The organism is Pseudomonas sp. SORT22, from assembly GCF_018417635.1.
GTDB lineage: Bacteria > Pseudomonadota > Gammaproteobacteria > Pseudomonadales > Pseudomonadaceae > Aquipseudomonas.
Window position 1 is genome coordinate 3,292,977 of the sequence record NZ_CP071007.1, and the last position, 19,794, is coordinate 3,312,770.

General features: G+C 60.2%; 9 protein-coding genes. 4 read left to right on the forward strand and 5 right to left on the reverse strand.

The window, feature by feature from the left end; all coding sequences use genetic code 11:
- Window positions 1-4: 4 nt before the first annotated feature.
- A complete protein-coding gene (locus tag JYG36_RS15075) occupies window positions 5-1,177 on the forward strand; it encodes a GNAT family N-acetyltransferase (protein ID WP_213601408.1) in 1,173 nt (390 codons plus the stop codon).
- Window positions 1,149-1,937, forward strand: coding sequence for a carbohydrate deacetylase (locus tag JYG36_RS15080; RefSeq protein ID WP_213601410.1), 789 nt, complete (start codon window positions 1,149-1,151; stop codon window positions 1,935-1,937). The genes JYG36_RS15075 and JYG36_RS15080 overlap by 29 nt, the downstream gene beginning before the upstream one ends.
- Before the next feature lie 215 nt (window positions 1,938-2,152).
- Here the strand turns inward: JYG36_RS15080 and JYG36_RS15085 are convergent, their stop codons facing one another.
- The 4 genes from JYG36_RS15085 to JYG36_RS15100 all read right to left on the reverse strand — a co-directional run bounded on the left by JYG36_RS15085 (window position 2,153) and on the right by JYG36_RS15100 (window position 8,549).
- Window positions 2,153-6,628, reverse strand: coding sequence for an RHS repeat domain-containing protein (locus JYG36_RS15085; protein ID WP_213601412.1), 4,476 nt, complete (start codon window positions 6,626-6,628; stop codon window positions 2,153-2,155).
- A 167-nt stretch (window positions 6,629-6,795) separates the two neighbouring features.
- Entirely contained in the window at window positions 6,796-7,533 is a 738-nt protein-coding gene (locus JYG36_RS15090) for a hypothetical protein (protein ID WP_213601414.1), read from the reverse strand.
- A gap of 175 nt (window positions 7,534-7,708) precedes the next feature.
- Window positions 7,709-8,065 (reverse strand): hypothetical protein, encoded by a 357-nt coding sequence (locus JYG36_RS15095; protein WP_213601416.1) that lies wholly within the window; start codon window positions 8,063-8,065, stop codon window positions 7,709-7,711.
- Between the two features lie 286 nt (window positions 8,066-8,351).
- Window positions 8,352-8,549: a hypothetical protein gene (locus JYG36_RS15100; RefSeq protein WP_213601419.1), complete on the reverse strand. Its 198-nt coding sequence runs from the start codon at window positions 8,547-8,549 to the stop codon at window positions 8,352-8,354.
- A 334-nt stretch (window positions 8,550-8,883) separates the two neighbouring features.
- On the opposite strand from JYG36_RS15100, the gene JYG36_RS15105 reads away from it, so the two are divergent.
- Window positions 8,884-13,062, forward strand: coding sequence for a dermonecrotic toxin domain-containing protein (locus JYG36_RS15105; protein ID WP_213601421.1), 4,179 nt, complete (start codon window positions 8,884-8,886; stop codon window positions 13,060-13,062).
- A 66-nt stretch (window positions 13,063-13,128) separates the two neighbouring features.
- Window positions 13,129-17,460 carry a dermonecrotic toxin domain-containing protein gene (locus JYG36_RS15110; protein ID WP_213601423.1) on the forward strand — a complete coding sequence of 1,444 codons (4,332 nt, stop codon included), beginning with the start codon at window positions 13,129-13,131 and terminating at the stop codon, window positions 17,458-17,460.
- Here the strand turns inward: JYG36_RS15110 and JYG36_RS15115 are convergent.
- On the reverse strand, window positions 17,433-19,691 hold the full coding sequence (locus tag JYG36_RS15115) for a putative bifunctional diguanylate cyclase/phosphodiesterase (protein WP_213601425.1): 2,259 nt from the start codon (window positions 19,689-19,691) through the stop codon (window positions 17,433-17,435). The two genes, JYG36_RS15110 and JYG36_RS15115, sit on opposite strands and share 28 nt — an antisense overlap.
- Between the last annotated feature and the right edge of the window lie 103 nt (window positions 19,692-19,794).

The window sequence follows — 19,794 nt, forward strand, 5'->3', positions numbered from 1 at the left end:
ACCCATGAGCCTTGAACTGCAGTGGTACCCGTCGCTGGCGGCGGCGGACTTCCCCGCCGCCGACTACGAGCAACTGCGCCAGCAACTGGCCGACAGCACGCCGTTCAACCACCTGGGCTGGCTGCTGGCGGCCGAAGCGTCACTGATGGCCGGGCAACAACTGCAGGTGCTGGTGGGCCGCGACCAGGGCCGGTTGTGCCTGTGCCTGCCGCTGGTACGCGGCACTGAGCGCTTCGGCCCATTGACGGTGCAGGTGGTGCGGCACCTGGGCTACCCGCTCAGCGACCGCATCGCCCTGCTCTGCGACCTGCCGGCCAAAGCGGCCGCGCAAGTGCTAAGGGCAATCCGCAAGCAACTGCCCCATGCCCTGCTGCAACTGGACGAAGTGCCCGACGACGCGGCGGCCCACAGCCTGCTCAGCCGCTGGGCGCGGCGCAGCTCCACCCATGAGCAGCGCCTGAACTGCCGGGTGCCGGTGCACCGCATCGTGCCCGAAGACCGTCAGGAAATCAGCGGCGACCCGCGCTACAAACTGCGCCGCGCGCGTAAGCGCATTGCCGCCTGCGGCGCCCAGGTACGCAGGGTTACCCCGGATGCCAACACCATCACGCCACTGCTCGATGCCATCAGCGCTGTCGAAGAGCTCAGCTGGAAAGGCGACGACGAGGTCGGCATCTTCTCTGGCCGCCTGCGCCGCCAGTGGATGTACCAGGCCTTCAGCGGCCTGGCGGCCCAAGGCCTGGTGCGCATGGTGCTGCTGGAGCTCGACGGCCGCTGCATCAGTTACCGCCTGGGGGTGTTCGAGCGCGGCCGGGTGTACGACTACAACCTGGCCTTCGTGCCCGCCTATGCCGAGCTTGGCAGTGGCCGGGTGCTGCTCGAGGAATGGATTCACTGGGGCCTGGACGACGGCTGGGAATGGGTCGACGCCTCGCGGGTGAGCCTGCACAACTCCAGCCACCAACTGCACGAACGCATGAGCGGCGCCGTTGAACACCAGCGCCGAAGCTTCTACAGCTGGCGCCCCAGCGGCCTGGCCCTGGGCCTGGCCCTGCGCCTGTGGCAACGCTTCAAGCCACAGTTGCAACGCCTGCGCCAAACACCCTCGGCCACCCCCGCCGAGCCCGACTCGCCACAGGAGAACCCGGATGCCCTCACAGGTCATAGTCAACGCTGACGACTTCGGCCTCAGCGCCCACACCAACGCGGTCATCCTGCATGCCTTCCAGGCCGGGCTGATCAGCTCGGCCACGGCCATGGCCAACATGCCGGCCTTCAGCGCCGCCTGCAGCCTGGCGCAACTGCCGGCCTTGCGCGGGCGTATCGGCCTGCACTTCAACCTCACCTACGGCCGGCCGCTAAGCCAAGCCATTCGCCAGCAGCCGCGCTTCTGCGCGCCCAACGGCGAATTCGACCTGCGCCTGAAACAACGCACCCTGCGCCTGAGCCGCGCCGAGCGCGACGCCGTTGAGCAGGAACTGCAGGCGCAGTGGCAACACTGCCTGAACCAGGGCCTGATGCCCAGCCACCTGGACTCGCACCAGCATGTGCACAACATCTGGCCCATTGGCGTAATCGTCGCCCGTTTTGCGGCGCGCGAAGGCGTGGCGGTGAGGTTGGCGCGTAATCTTGGGCATAACATCGGGCCGCTGAAGCGGGTGTTCAAAACGTTGCTAAATAGGCGCTTGAAGCAGTTGGCGGGGGCGACGGCGGATTATGTGTGTACGCCGGCGGATTTACGCGCGGGGTTAGCGCCGGCGGATGGGTTGCTGGAGGTGGTGGCGCATCCGAGTGCGTTGGGGGGGCATGATTTTGGCGATGCGTATTTGGGCAGTGGGGAGTCGTTGAAGGCGTTGGTGGAGTTAAGGCTGGTTGGCATACCAAAAGTTGGATACCAAGTATTGTATTCCAATGACAACGTTACCGACTTGCAATAGTGAAGGCTGATCACCCGTCAGAGTTATGACGAGTGATCAGTCTTGCCTATAAAAATATTTACCTTTAAGAATTTAGCACTGATAACGCTCTGTCATCAAAGGATTCCTTTCCTTCGATGAGTTGGGACTCTACAAAACCTTGGTTTCCGAGAGACTACAGTAGGATTTTCTGGGGTTTCGTACAGAGCCTAGGCCGCCGACTACACATGCAGCAGTTACGTCAACAAACCGCTACCGAAATCTACCGCCTCATCAATAGTAACTTCGACGCGTTCCACCGGGGCAGCCGGGACCCAGCTTGCACGTTCCACTGGGCTAGCAGAAGCCTGTTTCGGAAACTTTACTGGACGGCAGCCAAAATATCGATCTTTAGAACCTTTAAACTCACTAAACTTTTTCACACCCATGCCCTCAGTTTTTATTTTAAGAATATAAGCATCCTTCCCTTCTCTACTTCCCGCAGCCTTGAGCGCAGCAACCACCTCATTCATCTCAAAGTTAGCGCGCACGGTACCGAGAAAGCCTTTAACGGGCTTGCCCGTCATCTTATGAAGTTGTTCTGCAAGCGAAGGAAAGCCTAACTCCGCGTTGGCTGAGTTGCACACGAGCAAACGGATACTCTTATATTTTTGTAAATCTATACTATGGTGCTTCAAATTACTGATCAGACTATAGGCACCCCAATAGTCATCCCCAACTCTCAGACTGGCTGAGGTATCCCCAGGCCGCATCACTCCGTGAGCCTGAATGGTCAGGCGTTTACCGCCCTTATGAATATCCTCCAAGTAATGTAAATCTTCGCTAAATCTATGAATATAGTTTTGCACTTTAGAGCCTGAAGCCTCCAATGTTGCTTTTTCCCCCATCACCACGCTTATCCATTTTTTTGAAGACAACGCCGCCACTTTTGCCCCGGTCATGGCCACTGCCCCGCTCAAGATCCCCGACGCCATCCCGGCCCGGCCCAGCCACGCAGACAGTTCCGGATCACTTTCCGCTGTCGCTGCCGAGGCGATATCAAAGGCGGCCGACACCGCCGCCAGCCCTACTACAGCCAGCGTCCAGCCTATCGATGCGCCGCCCGTGAACGGCGCCAAGGCAACACCAATACCGGCAAACAATGCGGCCCTGAAGACTGGGTCGTACGTTAGCGGCATATGGGTATAGGAGCTGGACTGGTGGGTGACGGTGACGTGTCCACTGGGGTCATGGCGGTTGACCGGGTCATTCGAGCAGTAACTGTATGGGTTGGTGCCGCCGATACCAAACGGGCTTTCACTGTCAGGCTTGGTAAACTGCTGCAACTCTGGATCATAAACCCGGTAACTGTGCCCCAGGTGATACACCTGATTGCCGGTGTCTAGCACCTCGCCATTAAAGCCCAGCCAGTGGTCGTCGTCGTCAGCACTGGCGCGATAGCCAAAGGGAGTATAAGAAAAGAACGTCGGGGACTTACTTGCATGATCAAGTGTGGCGATCAAGCTGCCATTAGCGTCGCACAGTTCGAAACTGAAGGCCGCGTCCGCATTGCCAACCTGGGTCGATTGCAACACCGCGCCCGTGCCGAGCGTGAGCAGGCGCGTGGTCCGCTGAGTGTTGGCATCCCCGGTCAAGTAAACTCGCCCGGTAATACGCTCACCACAGTATTCATACTTGATGGTGCGCTGGTCTTTTTTCCCCACTAAGCGGCCGTCGGTTGCGTACACAAAGCAATCTTTGCCACCCTCATGCGCAATACTGTTAACCCTGCCGGCCACATCGTAATCGTAACGGTGGCCGTTGCGACTGTTCAAGCGTCCTTCACTATCGTATTCAAGCTTGATGTCGTCAATGTTCTCGTCGCTATTGGCCACGGAGAGCAGGCGAGTTTTATCGTTAGTGTCATAGGTATACGTGCTGGTGTTGCTCCCTGCATCTGTATTGCTGACACACGTGAGCATGTTACCCAAGGTATCGTAGGTAAAGTCCTGTTGCTTGAGCAACGCCCCCCAAGGCGTTACAGGTCGCTCCTGACCCGAGCAGGTGTATTTCAACAACTGGCCTTTTGTTGTGTAGCTAAAGCTTTCCTTGCGCAAGGAACTGTTATTCTGTTTCAGCTCCGATGCCGTTACCCGACCACCTTCATCATATTCGCGCGTGAGGCTGATAGTGGGAAAACCAGCACAGGTAAAGGTACGTTCTATTTCCCGCCCCATTTTATCGTGGGTAAACGTGGTGCTAAGGCAGGTATCGGTGCTGGAACGGGTTACCTCTTCACCTACCAGTACATCGCCTCGATGATAGTAATGGGTTTTCGCACCAAAGGCCTTGTTATCAGCCAATCGCAGCGACTTCGTGCAGCGCCCGCCGCTGTAGGAATACCGGGTTTCACCACCTGCGGCGTCAGTCTCTTCATGCACCAGGCCGCCCAGTGTGTGTTTCACCTTCGAGCTCCAACTATGCTCTTCGCCAGACTGGGTCGTCTCAATAACCCCTAGGTTAAATTTTTCGTTGAATGACCAACTGCCAAAATCACTGAGCCTGGTCCCCAATTCTGTGGGTGTGGTAAACGCCCCGACGCCCCAGCGATCACCTTTTTGATAGCGGTATTTCACCTCGCGCCCACCAATGTTGGTACTGATGATCCGCCCCAGCCGATCCAGGGACAGGCGCCCAACTTCATAAACGTTTGATTCGCCTACCTTCTGAATTTTCGTCTTGCTGACAATGTCCGCCAGCACATGCGCGGGACGTTCGGTAATCGTGTTGACCCCATCACAGGTCGTCTGCGTCACCCGGCCAAAATCATCATATTGGTAGCTGATCTCGGGCTGGCCCGTGCTACTGGCGGTGCTGACCCTGCCCCATGCATCGTAGCTGTAGGTATTGGTATGTAACACCGTACCATCACTGCCCTGCAGTTGCACACTGGCAACCGCACCGTCGAGGTTATACTGGGTAATTGTTTTCGCGTACTTCAGCGTTTCATCTACCGGCGGATTGGTAGTGCTGGAACTGCGTTTTATCTCTGTCCACTCTTGCAACTGACGGGTGTCTTTGTCATAACGGTAGTGTTTGCGTTCCTTGACCGGAACTCCGTCAAAGTTTTGCATAGCATATTCTACGATCTGCGTATCACCCTCGCTGCTGTAGCTGACAATCACTGTAGAAATGGGCTTATCATCGAAGCTGTAATCCTCACTCGTCGACTTCGCCAGCCGTCCATCCTTGGCGTATTCACTATCTGACGATTTCAGCCACTCCCCTTTGCCACCCATAATGAAGGTGTTTACTTCGCGGCCCAGCGCGTCGACACCAATCGCCATCCTGCGACCTTCAGCGGGGGTAATGTAATAGAAGCTATCACCGGCGGTAGGGTACTCATAGGTCGTCGTCTTTTCCTCGCTTTTATCCGTTGCCTTGTAAGCAACAGAAATCAACCGGCGCTGTGCATCATAAGCATAGGCAGTATACCCGTCCGGCCCCGCACTTGAAATTAACTGACCGGTATAAATTGATGTGCATATTTTACTATTTGCCGATGTCGAAGCATCCTTGCCAGGATAACTCGTGCTCCGCTCAACATTGTCACCTACTACTTTGTAAGAAAAATTCAGGTGCTGTGCAGAGTCGGCCACCACCTTACCTTCATTGTCCAAAATCGCCGACATCGTCGACTTTACCTGACCATGAAAGGGGCTATTGATATCATTAACATAACGGGTCTCCTCCAACGTCATCGAATTGGCTTTATAGCTCTTGAGCTTGGCTTCCAGTGTTTGCTTAAACGCCGGCAAGAAACCCTCAATGGTTTGCTTGACAATTTCCTCTTTGAATCCCGCTGTTTTTTGCGCGGCACTGAGTTGTTCAAGCAGTTTTTTACCATCGACGCCGGTCGCTTCGAGAATTTCTGCATGGGTGATTTTTTTCGCTATTTCCGAGTAATCATCTTGCCCACAGTCGGCATTGTAGACCACCAACTTTTGTGAAGGCTTTACTGCCCAATCGACATCGGCAACATTGTATTTTGGCCCTTTCAGCTTTAGTTTGGTGTATCCATAGAATGTAAGGCTCAGGTCCACAACCTCACCCCCTACCCACTTGTACACCCGCTCGGACTCAAGGTGTGAGTTTTGGTAGTTGGGGTCAAGTGGGCAGCTCAAGTTGGCGGCTGATGGCAAATTGAAGCGCTTCGAGGCACTGGGTGCAGGGTAAGGGGTTGTGGCGACGACGCGATCGACTCGCGTACCGTGCCACACACCTTTCTTACCTTGGGAGGTGAGTTCTGTCATCCAGTTAGCGAAGTGCAGCACAGGCATCAGATAGGTCATCCAGGCAAAGAGCGACTGGTCGGTGATCTTGATCTGGTTCTTTGCCTCCACTGACAGCGCACGGGTTTTGTAGTAAGTCCACTGCATGGCGATGCCATTGTTTGATTTGTAAGTAATATTACCTTCAAGGTCCATAATCCAGCAGGTGGTATTCTGTTCATTGGCAGGTGCATTTGGCTTGGATATTTTGGTGTACCCCAGAAAACAATCCCACTCTTTTACCGGAATGACATCTTGCACAATTTCCGTTACTTCACCCCCTTCGGTTATCGTTTCCTTGAAGACTCGACCTTCCAAATTAAAACACTTAACCGTCGTGCTTTCTTTATCGCCAGCCACGAACTCAGCGGTAATTGTTTTGTAGTTGGGCAGCAAGGGCATGGAGCCGTAACTGTAAGAAGTCACTTGGTTCGCTATTAAGTCGCCAGCAAACGAACATGAGTACTTTGATACCTTGCTCTTGCTACCGTCTGCAATCGCTTCAACACTTTCAGTGTGTGTGTCAGCGCTGATACTTAGAGACCTTAAGGGGTAAGCACTTTTTATCGTTACTTCTCTTCCGTTGTACGTCTTTTTTTCGTGCTGGCGTCTTCTACCTCTGTCGCATCATACACCACACCCGTAAATTTAAATTTCCGCAAGCGTTGAGTGGCATAGGTATCGAGCGCGGTGGTTTTCATCACCACCGACCTACTCACGTCTTTCCCCGTATAAATTTTACACTTAATAGCTTTCTCAGCCACTTCTTGCTCAAACAGTAAACACTTCCCGTCATCCTCTATGCTTTTAATAATCCAACCTGCCGCCGAGTCCCCAGCCCAATTAATGGAGACAGAACGCCCTTCTACTGTAGTGATTTTTTTTGCAGCGCAGTACACAACTTTCAGGGTTCCTGAACCCCTAACTCCAACAGACCCAATGCTACCAAGCACCTCAGTACGCCCGTCCTTGGAGAACACCCAAATCTCGTTATCTTTTGAAATAATTCTATAATTAGGTAAAACAACACTCTCTCCGTGATTTAAGCTAATCTGCTCCCCTGTACTTAAGTACAGAAACACCCTTCCGTATGTTATAGGATTAATTTCTCCTTGGTCGTAATTAATAACATAATGCGCCCATGAAACCCCCGGCCCCCATGTCCCCTCCGCCGCCGAATACCGATAACACACCTCCACTTCCGGCCCACACCCGGCATTGCCCACCAGCGTGGCAATTGGAATGGTGGCGCCATAGCCACCGGAATTTTCATCTACCTGGATATACTTTTGCAGTTGTTCGCTCATGGTAGTGCTCCACAATTGGCAATAACGCTGAAGAGACAGAATCAGTGGCTACGGAGAAATAGTAGGCGGGTGATCCACGATCACCCCAAGCATAGTAAGAGACCTCGCCTGGAAACGCCCAGGACTCCAGCCCGTGTCGCCGTTAACGGAGTCCATGGGAATTATTTGCCGTACGCTATTCTTTCTGCCAGATGCCGCCCCATTCATAGCCAACAAGAAATGATTCTTGGGCATGTAGATTCGCCATTACCAAAGCCCCTGTAAGAGCCCCATCTGAAATATTGAATGCACCAGCACAGCCAAATCTTTGGTCAGACCCAAAATAATCCTGCACAAACAAAGCCAGACTAGCTGGCGCCCCCCCCTTATCTAGCCGCACATTCCCTCTACAGCCAAGGGTTTCCCCTTTAAAAGTTACCTCCCCTGAGACGTCCGACCCCTCTACTGCATTCAAATTCTCTACCGTGCTTATCTCAATTACTACATCTTCGATGGCATTTTTATACCGACCAATCACAGTTTCAATAGCCATAATGACACCTCAAATTTAATTAAACACCCAGCGCCGCCATTTCACTTTATGCCACGCAAAAAATCTAAAGTTTTTTTCCACTCCGAACAACTAGCAAAAATAACAGTGTTCGTACGTACAGTATTTTCAAGCAAATAAGCGTTGTACAAGAATCTAGACAACCGCCATCACAGCACCGGAGTACTGATAGGCGGTGGAGTCCCTGTCCGTTGCAGAAAGAGACCATCATGGTTAAAGGCTACGAAACTCCTGATTTAGCCGGCAGCTGGGTGCCATAGGAGAAGCCTCAACATTTATTCATCGCTGTGGATTCAACTCCATCCAACACCGCATCAATCAACGCCACCGCCATCTCCACCGAATGCTGCGTCGACCACACAAGGCCCTTCCCCGCCTCACTGCTGTACTGCACCGCTTCAGCAATGGTCGAGCTGGCACAGCGCAAATACACCAACGCATGCACCAGCGCATCTTCGGCACTCACGCCGGCGCGTACGCAAAACAGAGGGGGGGTGTTCAGGGCAGCTTTTGACCGGCTTCTCGACGGTCTCAACGAACTGCATTTTTGAAGTGCTTGAATTGCGGTTATCCATGGTGAGTTCCTTACCGGCACCATGAGTGTTGTTCGGATCGCCAAACCCGACCACCGAGCCTCCGGCAGTTGATCGAGCCAGTGGGCAAGCCTTGCCCAGGCAATCGGCCACAAGCGATAGGCGTTGCAGGAATGCTCCTAGGACTTGATGCCCTGCAATAACTACCACCCGCCCCCCCCTCCCCCATCGTCTCCTGTCGGCCTTTACCCCCACAGGACCACCACCATGACCCCGCCCAACCCACCCATCCCCCACCACACCTTCATCCAGCAAAACCTCCCCACCTGGCCCCAGCACACCACCGCCGACCACTGGCAACGCCTGCGCCAAGCCCAGCAACCAGCCCAGGGCCACGCCGGCCTTGAGGCCGACTGGTTCGCCAATGCCGCCCCCGACCTGCGCGAGGCGGTGCTGGCCGCCCAAGCGCGCAGCCGGGCCTCGACAGCGGCACTGGCCAATAAACTGCGTGGCCTGCAAGGCCTGACGCGCTTTGCCGAGCAGCTGCTCGCCGAGCGCCTGCAGGCCGACTTCGGCGTACTGCTTGAGGTCAGCAAGGCGCAATGGGTGGATTACGAAGAGGTGCTGTTTTCACCCCGCCAGCCACCCAAGGCCGTGGCCAAGGCGCCGATCAGCCTGCTCCAGGCCGCCCTGCATAATTTTTATGCCGATCAGGGCTTTCTTTCGCCGAGCTACTTGCGCACCGACGCCGGGAGCACGCTGGCGATTTCAGTACAAGCCTTCGCCGCCTCCTGCCGTGCCCTGGACCTGGGCCAGCGCTATCAGGCGCATTTACTCAGCCAGTACAGCGCGCCCTTGGTCGCCCAGCTGTGGATCAGTGCCACCCAGGACCGCTTGCGTGCCGCCGTGCAGTTGGCACGCCTGCGCCGGCATGTTCGCGGCATAACCCAGGACCGCTTGCTGGACCTGTTGGACGGCAACGCCCAGTCGATGCCGGTGCAGCAGGTGAGCCTGTTCGCCATCGCCTTGCGTGAAGTGTTGCTGTTCTATCCGCAAGGCCTGGGTGATGATCAACCCGTAGTGCTGTGGCTACCCGCAGCGCCAGACGGCGAGCTGGTTGAATATGCATCGCTGGCCGAGTGCACGGCGGCCTTGCAAGCGCGCTTGTGCAAGGCTGACTTCCGGCAGTTCTTCGCCCGTTTTGTCAGCACCGCGCAACAGGCGCATTTTTTCAGCGTGCTCAAGCGCAACCTCGATGGCGGCGACGCCAGGGCGGACCAAGACTGGCCGCTGCAAGCCGGCGCCGACCTGCACCTGAGCACCGCCAAGCTGCCCAGCCCGCCCTTTCGCCTGCTGTTCGAGCAGCACCTGCAACAGGCCCTGGACGATGCCCGCCTGCTGGCGGTGCCGAGCGCCGATGCCGATGCGGCGCGGCATGCGCAAATCAAGGCGTTCTGGGAAAGCAGCGCGCTGAACTTTCTCAATGCCGCGGCGTTCTTTGTCCCCGGCCTGGGTGAGGTGATGATGGCCGTGGTGGCCTATCAACTGGTCGAGGAAGTGGTTGAAGGCGTGCAGGCCTGGCAGGTCGGCGATATCGATGCGGCCATGGAGCATATGGAATCGGTGGCGTTGAACGTGGCTTTTATCGGCGGCCTGGCCGTGGCCGGTAAGGCGGCGGCGCAATTGTCGAAGCTGGCCGAGGTGCGCCTGGCCGATGGCCGGGTGCGCTTGTGGCAGCCAGACCTGACCCCTTACCGTAGCGCCGTCGAGCTGCCCGCTGAACTGAGCGCCAATGACCTGGGCCAGTACCTGCAAGGCGGCAAGACCTACGTGCGGATTGACGGTCACCTGCACGAGCAACGCTTCGATCCGGCGGTGAAGCGGTGGCGCCTTGTTCACCCCAGCGATCCCGGCGCCTATGAACCCGAGCTGGAGCATAACAGTCATGGCGCCTGGCGCTCGGTTCACGAAAGGCCGCTGAACTGGTCGGCCGGGCAACTGCTGCGCCGCCTCGGGCCGCTCAGCGAGGGCTTGGGCGATGCCGAGCTGCTGGCGGCGCTGGAGCTCAGCGGCACGTCCGAGGCGCAGCTGCGCCAGGCGCTGGTGAGCAACGCGCCACCGCCGCCGCTGCTCGCCGATACCCTGGCTCGCCTGCAGGCCGCGCGCCGGGCCGGCAGCCGCGCGCAGTTCGCGCAGAGCTACACGGCGCAGTCGCCTGCAGCAGCGAGCAGCGAACTGCCTCTGGTTCGCGCCCTGCAAGGCTTGTACAGCCCGGTGCTGGCCAGTGCCGACAGTGATCGCCTGCTGCTGGCCTGTGTGCAGCGCCTGCCCGGTTGGCCTGAAGACCTGTCCCTGGAGCTGCGCGGCAGTGCTGTTGATGGTCCGCTGCTGGAACAGATTGGCCTGCGCTCGGCGCCCCGGCGCACGGTGGTGGTAAAGACCCTGGACGGTTACCAGGCGCAGCCCGGGCCATCGGTCGATGACCTGTTCGAGGCAGCGTTCAACAGCCTGGACAGCGACGCGCGTGAGGTGCTGGCCGTGCCCGACAGTACGGCATTAATGGCCAAGGTGCGCAGCCTGGCCTTGCAGCACCGCGACCAGCTCAGCCAATGGCTGTGGTCGTACCGGCGCTTTGCCTGGCCTGAAACCGGCGGCTTGCGCGGCGGCAGTGGCCGTGGCTACCCACAGGGCAGCCATGCCCTCGCCTCGCTGGTGGCGCGCTACCGCAGGCTGTATCCGGCACTGACCGACGCTCAGGCGCAAAGGGCGCTGGACAGCTGGGCCGGGGTCAACCTCAATGCCGCCGAGCAGCTCGGCCGCCTGGAGCAACAGTTCACCGGCCTGCAGCGCGACCTGGCGCACTGGTCCGCCGCCAACGAGGCGCGCCAGACCCTGCGCGACGAGCTGATCAGCGTCTGGCAGCAGGAACGCTATCGGCAATTGCCCGATGGCTCGCGGGTGTTCCAGCTGAACATGGACGAAACCGGGCTGAACACCGACGACCTGCGCAGTTTCCCGGCCATCCAGGCGTCGTTCGCCCATGTGCGCGAACTGTCGCTGGACGACAACCCGCTGGACGCGCTGCCAAGGGCCTTCAGCCGGCACTTCCCCAACCTGCAGCGCCTGTCATTGAGCAGTACCCAGCTGAGCAGCGTACCCAGTGGCCTGGGCCCGCAACTGCGGGTCATGGACCTGTCGGACAGTGCCCTGATCTGGAGCCCCGACGATCAGGCCGCCCTGCAGCAATACCGCAACCTGGAAGAGTTGCAACTGTCGGCCAACCCCCTGGAGACACCGCCGGACCTCAGCGCCCTGACGCGGCTGCGCATGCTCGACTTGTCGCACACGCAAATCAGCGCGCTGCCGCCCGGCCTGCCAGGCTTGCAACAGGCGCAGTTGATCGACCTCAGCGATAACCTGCTGCAGCGCCTGCCGGTCGGTTTCGTGCTGCCCGAGCCCATCGCGCGGGCCCTGCGCCTGGAGAACAACCCCTTCGACGCGGTGACCCTGGAGCGCATCGAGCAGTACTTTACCACCCACCAGGTCGACCTGATGGTCGCCGACGTCAACTATGACGGCCTGTTGTTCACCGCCACCCTCGAGCAACGGGCACTGTGGCAGCGCCTGCAGGTGCATGCCCCGCGCCCGTTCCTGCGCCACCTGCGCGGGTTATATGGCCGCCTGGACTACCAGACCGCCCCCCACGCCACTTTGCGGCGCTGGTGGCGGGTAATGGGCTGGCTCGAACACGCCCCGGCCAATCAGACATTGATGGTGCCTGAGGTCGCCCGCAACCTGCTGGTTCTCGAGCCCCAGGCGCAAAGCGCCTTCGCCCTGGCGGCGCCGAACCCGGCCTTACGGGCCGAACGGCTGCTGCGCCAGGTGCTTGAGCGCGTGCGTTTGCAGGCGGTGCAGAGCGCCGCCGAACAAACCAGTACGGCGTTGATTCTGGGTGATGCCGCCGCAGCGGTGAACCGCGAGCCGATTCAGCAAGCGTTTTTCTATTGGTTCTTGCAGCAACTGGGCGAAGACCCGACCCTGGTCATGGCACCTACGCCCCTGGCTGGCGAGCCGCTGTCCACCGAGTTGATCGAACCCTATCTGCAGCACCAACCAGGCACCTGGCTGGAACCGTTGCGCGAGCACATCGAACAGCTCAACCCGGGTACCGAGGCGGGCCTGAACGCGATTTTGCAACGCTACCAGGGCACGCGACTTTTCGTTCATGCCGATTGGGTCGCCCTGCTGCGCCAACGCTTTGCCGCGCAGTTCATCGAGCTGGAAAGCCAGTACGCACGCACCCTGGAACTGGCCGAGGGAATGATTGAAGATCCGCAGCACCTGCAGGTGTATCGCCAGGACCTCGAGCAGCAGTTTTTGCAGCGCCTCGATGCCCTGGTGCGGCGCCTGACCCGCAATATCGAGGTCGAACCCCACGAAGAGTAATAACTACCACCCGCTGACAGGCGTGCGGGAGCTTGCTGACGGCTTCATGCCACAGGAGCCTCCCGCATGCCTTCCAGCAACCCGCACCACGCCTTCCTCAGCCAGCAACTACCCGGCTGGGCCTTGCATGCCAGCCAGCACAACTGGCAGCAGCTGCGCCAGAGCCTGCTTACAACAGACGCCGACGCGCTATCCAGTACCCGGGCAAGGCAGTATCAACTGCAGTTACGTCGCTCGCGCAACGCCCTGCACGCCTTGCTCAAGCCTTTGCAAGGCGTCATGGCCTTCACCCAGCCCTTGCTCGCGGCGCGCCTGAAAGACGCCTTCGGCCTGGCCCTGGACGTTACCCGCTGCACCCTGACACCGGTGCGCAGCAACGTCGGCGGCCTGCTGACCGGCCGTGACGTCAGCGGGCCTACTGCCAGCCTGCTGCAATACGCGCTGCACAACTTCAGCGGCATTTACTTCGACCCACCCAGCGCCATCCGCGACGCCCAAGGCCAGGCCCTGGCAATCAGTGTCACGGCGTTTGCCGCTGAGTGCCGCAGGCTCGACCTGGGCCGGCGCTACCAGGATCACCTCGACGGGCTGCTGGTGTATGGCGACCAAGCCAGGCAGGTGCGCGACGCCTTCGAGCAGGTACACAAGGACCAGCTGCGCCTGGACCTGCACCTTGCCCATGAACAAAAACGCCTGGGTGATAACGGCATGAGCGCCCTCAACGACCTGCTCGCCGGCCGAACAGCCGTGAAAATCGGTAGCCGGCCCGTGCGCTGCTGGTCGCTGAGCCTGTTCGGCATCGATCTGCACGATGCCTGGATGCTAGCCCCCGCCGAATCCGAGGCTGAACGTATCGCCCGGGTGTCGGAGCAACTGTCCACGCCGCTGGCGCTGTTCAACCCGCTGTCGGTCTTTTCGCCGCGCCAGGGCGTGCTCGACCGCAACCGGCTGAAGTCGGTCGGCCCGGTGTTGCTGTACCTGCCGGGAACCACGCCCGCCGTGCAGCAGTATCCCTCGTTGCAGGCGCTGCTCCATGACCTCAAGGGCAAGCTGTGCCAGGCGCAGTTTCGTGCGCTGTTCATGCACTTCGTACCCCTTGAACAACGTGCGCACTTTGCCAGCGTGCTCAGGCACAACCTGGCCGCCAAGGCGGCGGCCGATGCCGACTGGCCGCTGCCCGGTTTTGCCAAGCTGCACCTCAAGCGCCAACTGATCGAAGGCGAACTGTTCAATTACCTACAAAGCGCCCAGCTGCGCCGCCTGCGCAACGAAGCCCGGACCCTGGCGGTGCCTACCGCCGATGTCGACGAACAGGCCCGCCAGGCGCTGCTGCAGGGTCTGGAAGACCTGGGGCTGAACTTTCTCAACCTGGCGGCATTCTTTGTCCCGGGCCTGGGCCAGGTGATGATGGGCGTGTTCGCCGCGCAGATGCTGTACAGCGCCTTCGAGGGTGTCGAGGCCTGGCAAGAGGGTGACGTCGACACCGCCCTGGCACACCTGCAGTCAATCGCTCTTAACGTGGCAGTCGCCGGAGGCCTGGCGGCAGCGGGTGGTGTGGCCGGCAAGCTGATCAATGGCGAGTTGATGGAGTCGTTGATCAGCGTGCAACGTGCCGATGGCAGCCAGCGCCTGTGGCAGCCCTCGTTGGCCAGCTATCGCAGCGACATACGCCTGCCTGAGGGGCTACGGGCCAATGCCATGGGCCAGTATGTAGCCGACGGCAAACACTACATCCGCCTGGAGGGCGAACTGTTTGAGCAGCAGCTGGACCCCGCTTCGCGGCAATGGCGGATCGTCCACCCCCAAGACCCCGGGGCCTACCAGCCGCCGCTGCTGCACAACAATCAGGGCGCCTGGCGGCATATGTACGAACAGCCGCTGCAATGGTCGCGGACGACCTTGCTGCGGCGCCTGGGGCACCCGGTCGAGGCCTACAGCGACCAGCAACTGAGCCAGGCGGCGTGGATCAGCGGCGTCAGCGAAGACACCCTGCGCCGTGTGCATGTGCAACACGAGCAGCCCCCTGAGTTGCTCCTCGACTGCCTTGAGCGCTTGCAGGCGGCAAACACCAGCGAAGCAGAGGTCGATCGCCTTGGCGACATCAGGTTCGATGACACCTTCGCCGAGCACTACGCCGGCCCACCGGCCGGGGTCAGCACCTTACAACTGGCCTTGCCGCGGGCCCTTGAAGGCCTGTACCAGCCCCGCCTGGCCAACGACGACTGCGAGCGCCTGGTATTCGCCTGCCTCAAGCGCTTGCCAGGCTGGCCGGACTCACTGCGCCTTGAACTGCGCCGGGGTAATCCGGACGGCCCGCTGATTGCACAGGTCGGCCCCAAGCAGGCCAGCGAGCGCCGGGTGCTGGTCATAGCCGGGCGCTGGGGTGGCCACGGCTGGCGCGCCTACCGGGCCGGCCTGCCGCTGGCGGAATCAAGTATTAATCGCTACCAGGCGATCCTCGATGCCCTGCCCGACGCCGATCGCCAGGCCCTGGCACTACGGGCCGGCGACGGCGACCAGCTTGGCAGGCGTATCCTGGACCTGACACAGGCCAACCGCGACCAGCTTTCTCAATGGTTGTGGTCCTACGCGCCAGGCTGGTCGGACTCTATCGGTTTGCGCGGCGGGGCGCCGATGAGTTACGGGCCAACGTCGCCGAGCACCTCGCTGCTGGCACGCTATCGGGCGCTGTATCCGCGAAGCAGCCTAGCGCAGATACGGGCAGCAATCGATGGCTGGCGCGCCGCCAACGTCGAACCCATCGCCGCGTTGCAACGGCTTGAAATGCAGTTGCAACGCCTGCGCATCGATCTGCAGAGGTGGGCCATCGACAACCCGCGGCGCCAGGATGCGATACCCAACCTGATCGAAGCCTGGCAGCGCATGCACTTATCACCCACGGCCCAGGGGCAACCGCTGTTTGCCCTGTACCTGAACGAGCTGGACCTGGCTGGCGAAGACCTTGACGGCTTGGCGCAACTCGAGCCGGGTATCTTCGCTCACGTTCAACTGCTGTCACTCAACTTTAACCCGCTGGGCCAACTGCCCGCAGGGTTCGCCAATCACTTTCCACAGCTGCGCAACCTGTCATTGCGCAGTAGCCTATTCAGCGAAATCCCCCAAGGCCTGGGTGAACAGCTGGTATCGCTCGACCTGGGTGATAACCAGTTGACCTGGACAGCCAGCAACCAGGCCCGGCTGGCAACCTATCCGCGCCTGCAGCACCTGTTTCTGGAAGGCAACCCGATAACCACCGCTCCTGACTTCAGCGGTCATCTCTATTTGCGTCACCTCTCGCTGACCAGCTGTGGCCTGACGCAGCTACCGCGCGGCCTGGAAAACCTGCAGGCCCCGACTCTGATCGACCTGTCGGATAACCTATTGACGCACCTGCCAGAGCACTTCGACCCACCCCGGGCGGTCGGCCATGCGTTGCAGCTGGAGCGCAACCCTTTTACGCAAGAGACAGCGTTGCAGATCCAACGCTACTTCGCCGATAACCGGGTCGATCTACTGGTGTCTCAAGATGCCTACAGCGATCTGCTTTTTCAGGCGTCGGACGATCAACTGCTACTGTGGGAGCGCCTGCAGGTACCGCAACGCCTGAGTTTCGTCCGGCGCCTGCGCGAGCTCTATGACAGCTTCAGCTACTTGCTGGCACCGGCCACCACGCGCAGGCGCCTGTGGCGGATTCTGGAGGTGGTCGAAACACAGCCGCCTGTCGATGAGTGGCTCGCCCAGTATGCCGGTGGCGCGCGCATTCTGCTGTTGGAAGACATGGTCGATGGCGTCCTCGCCTTCAACGGCAACGACGCTCGGCAACTCGGCCGTAACCTGCTGCAGGTCATGCAGCGGCGTTCCTGGCGCCAAGCCATCCAGGCGCATGTCGAGCGACAAACACCGCTGGAGGACGCACAATTCGCGCCGCGCGCCCAGCGTCTCGAGGCGCTGTATTACTGGACCTTGCGGCAACTGGCCGAAGACCCGGCGATGATCATTGCGCAAACGCCACTGCCGGCGGAGGCACTGGTGACCGACTCGATCCAGATGACCTTGCAACAACTGCCCGCCGACTGGGTCGAGCAGTTGCACCAACAATTGCTGACACTCACCCCCGACAGCGACGTCGGAGTCGAGGCGGTGTTGCGCCGTAATGAACAGCACCAGTACCTTAACCGGGATTGGGTTACCTACTTGCGATTGCGCTTTGACGAGCGCTTTGATGAGTTGGACGACGAACTGAATCAACGCTTGCAGGCCGTCCAGCAAGAAATCGCCAACCCCGATGAGCGCTTATTGAACGAGCAACTGGTACGCCAAGACCATGAAGCTGAGGAGCACCAGTTGCTCAGCGAATTGACACAGCGTGTTTACCGCGACTCGCCCAACGAAGAGTAACTGCCATGCTGGCTGACCGTGCGCGCGGCCAGCCAGCTATCAAACTCGGCCACCGGCATCGGCCGGCCCATCCAGAAGCCCTGGCCCTGGTCGCAACCGGCATTACGCAAAAACGCATACTGCTCGGCGGTTTCGATGCCTTCGGCGGTGATCTTGAAGCCCAGGGCGTGGCCCAGGTCGATGATCGCCCGGGTAATGGCGGCGCCGTCATCGTCTTCGGGCAACTCCTTGATGAAAGCGCGGTCGATCTTCAGGTGATCGATCGGCAGCATCTTCAGGTACGCCAGCGACGAATATCCGGTGCCGAAGTCGTCCACTGCGGTGGTCACGCCCAGTTCCTGCAACTGCGCCAGGACTGCGCAGGCGTGCTGCTGGCTTTCCATCAGCAGGCTTTCGGTGATCTCGACTTCCAGCAGGGTCGGCCCCAGGTCATAGCGTTTGAGGCTGCGCCTGAGGCTGGCGACATAGTCGCTGCGCTCGATCTGCAGGGCCGCGACGTTGATTGCCACCGGCCCCGGCAGGCAGTCGGCGGCGCGCCAGGCGGCGATCTGCGCGCAGGCAAGATCCAGCACTTTCTCGCCCAGGGGGATGATCAGCCCGGTGCGCTCGGCCAGCGGGATGAACTGCGCCGGCGACACCAGCCCGTGCTCGGGGTCACGCCAGCGCAGCAGCGCCTCGGCGCCTTCGACGCGGCCGCTGAACAGGTCGATCTTGGGCTGGTACCAGAGCTCGAATTCATTGTGCTTGAGCGCCCGGCGCAGGTTGTGCTCCAGGTCCAGGCGCTGCTGCAGGCGCTGGGTCATTTCCGGCTGGTACAGGCGGTAGGCATTGCGCCCGCTCTCCTTGGCCGCGTACATCGCGGTGTCGGCGTGGCGCAGCAGGCGGTCGGCGCTCTGCCCGTGTTCCGGGCACCAGGCCAGGCCGATGCTGCCGGTCACCAGCGCGGCGTTGCCCTTGAGGTCAAACGGCAATTGCAGGGTTTGCAGCAGGGCCTGGATACGCTCGATGCAACGGTCATCCGGCCCTTTGAGAACAAAGGCAAATTCGTCGCCACCCAGGCGGCACAGGCAATCCTCAGGCTCGATGATCTGCATGAAGCGCGCCGTGGCCTGCTGCAGCAACAGGTCGCCCATGGCGTGGCCGAGGCTGTCGTTGATCTGCTTGAAGCCATCGATGTCGAGCACCAGCACGGCCAGGCGCTGGCCCTGGCTGATGGCTTCGAGCAACTGCTGCTGAAAGCGCAGGCGGTTGGGCAGCCCGGTAATGGCATCGAAATGCGCCAGGCGCTCCAGTTGCGCCTGGGACTGCTTGAGTTCCAGGTTGCGCAGGTTGATCAGGTGATTGCTGCGGTTGAGCTGGGCGACGAACACGCTGAACAGCCCGGTGCAGGTCAGGGCAAACAAAAACAGCGGCGAGGCGAACAGGCTCATCGACGGCCAGCCGCCCAGGGGGCTGGCCGCCAGTTGCCAGAGCCCGCCGGGCACATCGACATTGACCGTCACCGGGTGCTGTTCGAACAACTGCGGGTCACCCCAGATCACCGCGCCCGCCGGGCCCTGGCCATCGGCGCCGCGCAGGGCCAGCTCGAAGCCCGGGTCCAGATCGAGCCCGGCGGTGCTGAGCAAGCGGTCGATATCGGCAACAATCGAGACATTGCCCCAGTACAGGTTGACGCCCTTGTGGCCCTTGAGGAACACCGGGCGCCGGTAGATCAGCCCGCGCCCGCCCTGCAGCAACTGCACCGGGCCTGCCAGCACCGGGCTGTAGTTGTCGCGGGCACGCTGCAGCAGCGGGTACTGGTCGGGCAGCCGGCGGTAGTCCATGCCCAGCACGCCCTGATTGCCATTGAGCGGGTAGACGTCGGCGATCACATCGTTGGGCGCCAGGGAAACATGGCGGATGTGCGGCACCGAGGCGATGGCCTGGCGGGCCATGTCGTGAAAATGCTCGGGGCTGATTTCGCCATCGGCACTCAGCAGTTGGGCAATGCCTTCGGTCTCGCCGAACGCCGAGCGCAACTGCGCCTCGATGCTGGCGCGCACGCCCGACAGGCGCGCGCTGGCATTGGCGATCACCTCGGCTTCCTGGCGCTGCACGTCCAGGCGCCCGAGCACCACCGACAGGCCGATGCCGATCAGGGCAAAACCTACGGGCAGCAGGCGATTGAGGGTGGTGCGCAGGTTCTTCGACAGGACCGGATTGTCATCAAGGGCGAGGATTCTTGTGCTCATAGGTCCGTAGTTCGCATCGCATTACTGCTTTATCGGCGCCGGCGGCGCATTGTTTAGCCAGGCTGGCTTTTTTTAGCGCGCTGGCGTTATGCTCAAACTGAAA

Coding starts and splice junctions, on each gene's coding strand:
- JYG36_RS15075 (WP_213601408.1), top strand. CDS start 5: ATGAGCCTTGAACTGCAGTGGTACCCGTCGCTGGCGGCGGCGGACTTC.
- JYG36_RS15080 (WP_213601410.1), top strand. CDS start 1,149: ATGCCCTCACAGGTCATAGTCAACGCTGACGACTTCGGCCTCAGCGCC.
- JYG36_RS15085 (WP_213601412.1), bottom strand. CDS start 6,628: ATGCCCTTGCTGCCCAACTACAAAACAATTACCGCTGAGTTCGTGGCT.
- JYG36_RS15090 (WP_213601414.1), bottom strand. CDS start 7,533: ATGAGCGAACAACTGCAAAAGTATATCCAGGTAGATGAAAATTCCGGT.
- JYG36_RS15095 (WP_213601416.1), bottom strand. CDS start 8,065: ATGGCTATTGAAACTGTGATTGGTCGGTATAAAAATGCCATCGAAGAT.
- JYG36_RS15105 (WP_213601421.1), top strand. CDS start 8,884: ATGACCCCGCCCAACCCACCCATCCCCCACCACACCTTCATCCAGCAA.
- JYG36_RS15110 (WP_213601423.1), top strand. CDS start 13,129: ATGCCTTCCAGCAACCCGCACCACGCCTTCCTCAGCCAGCAACTACCC.
- JYG36_RS15115 (WP_213601425.1), bottom strand. CDS start 19,691: ATGAGCACAAGAATCCTCGCCCTTGATGACAATCCGGTCCTGTCGAAG.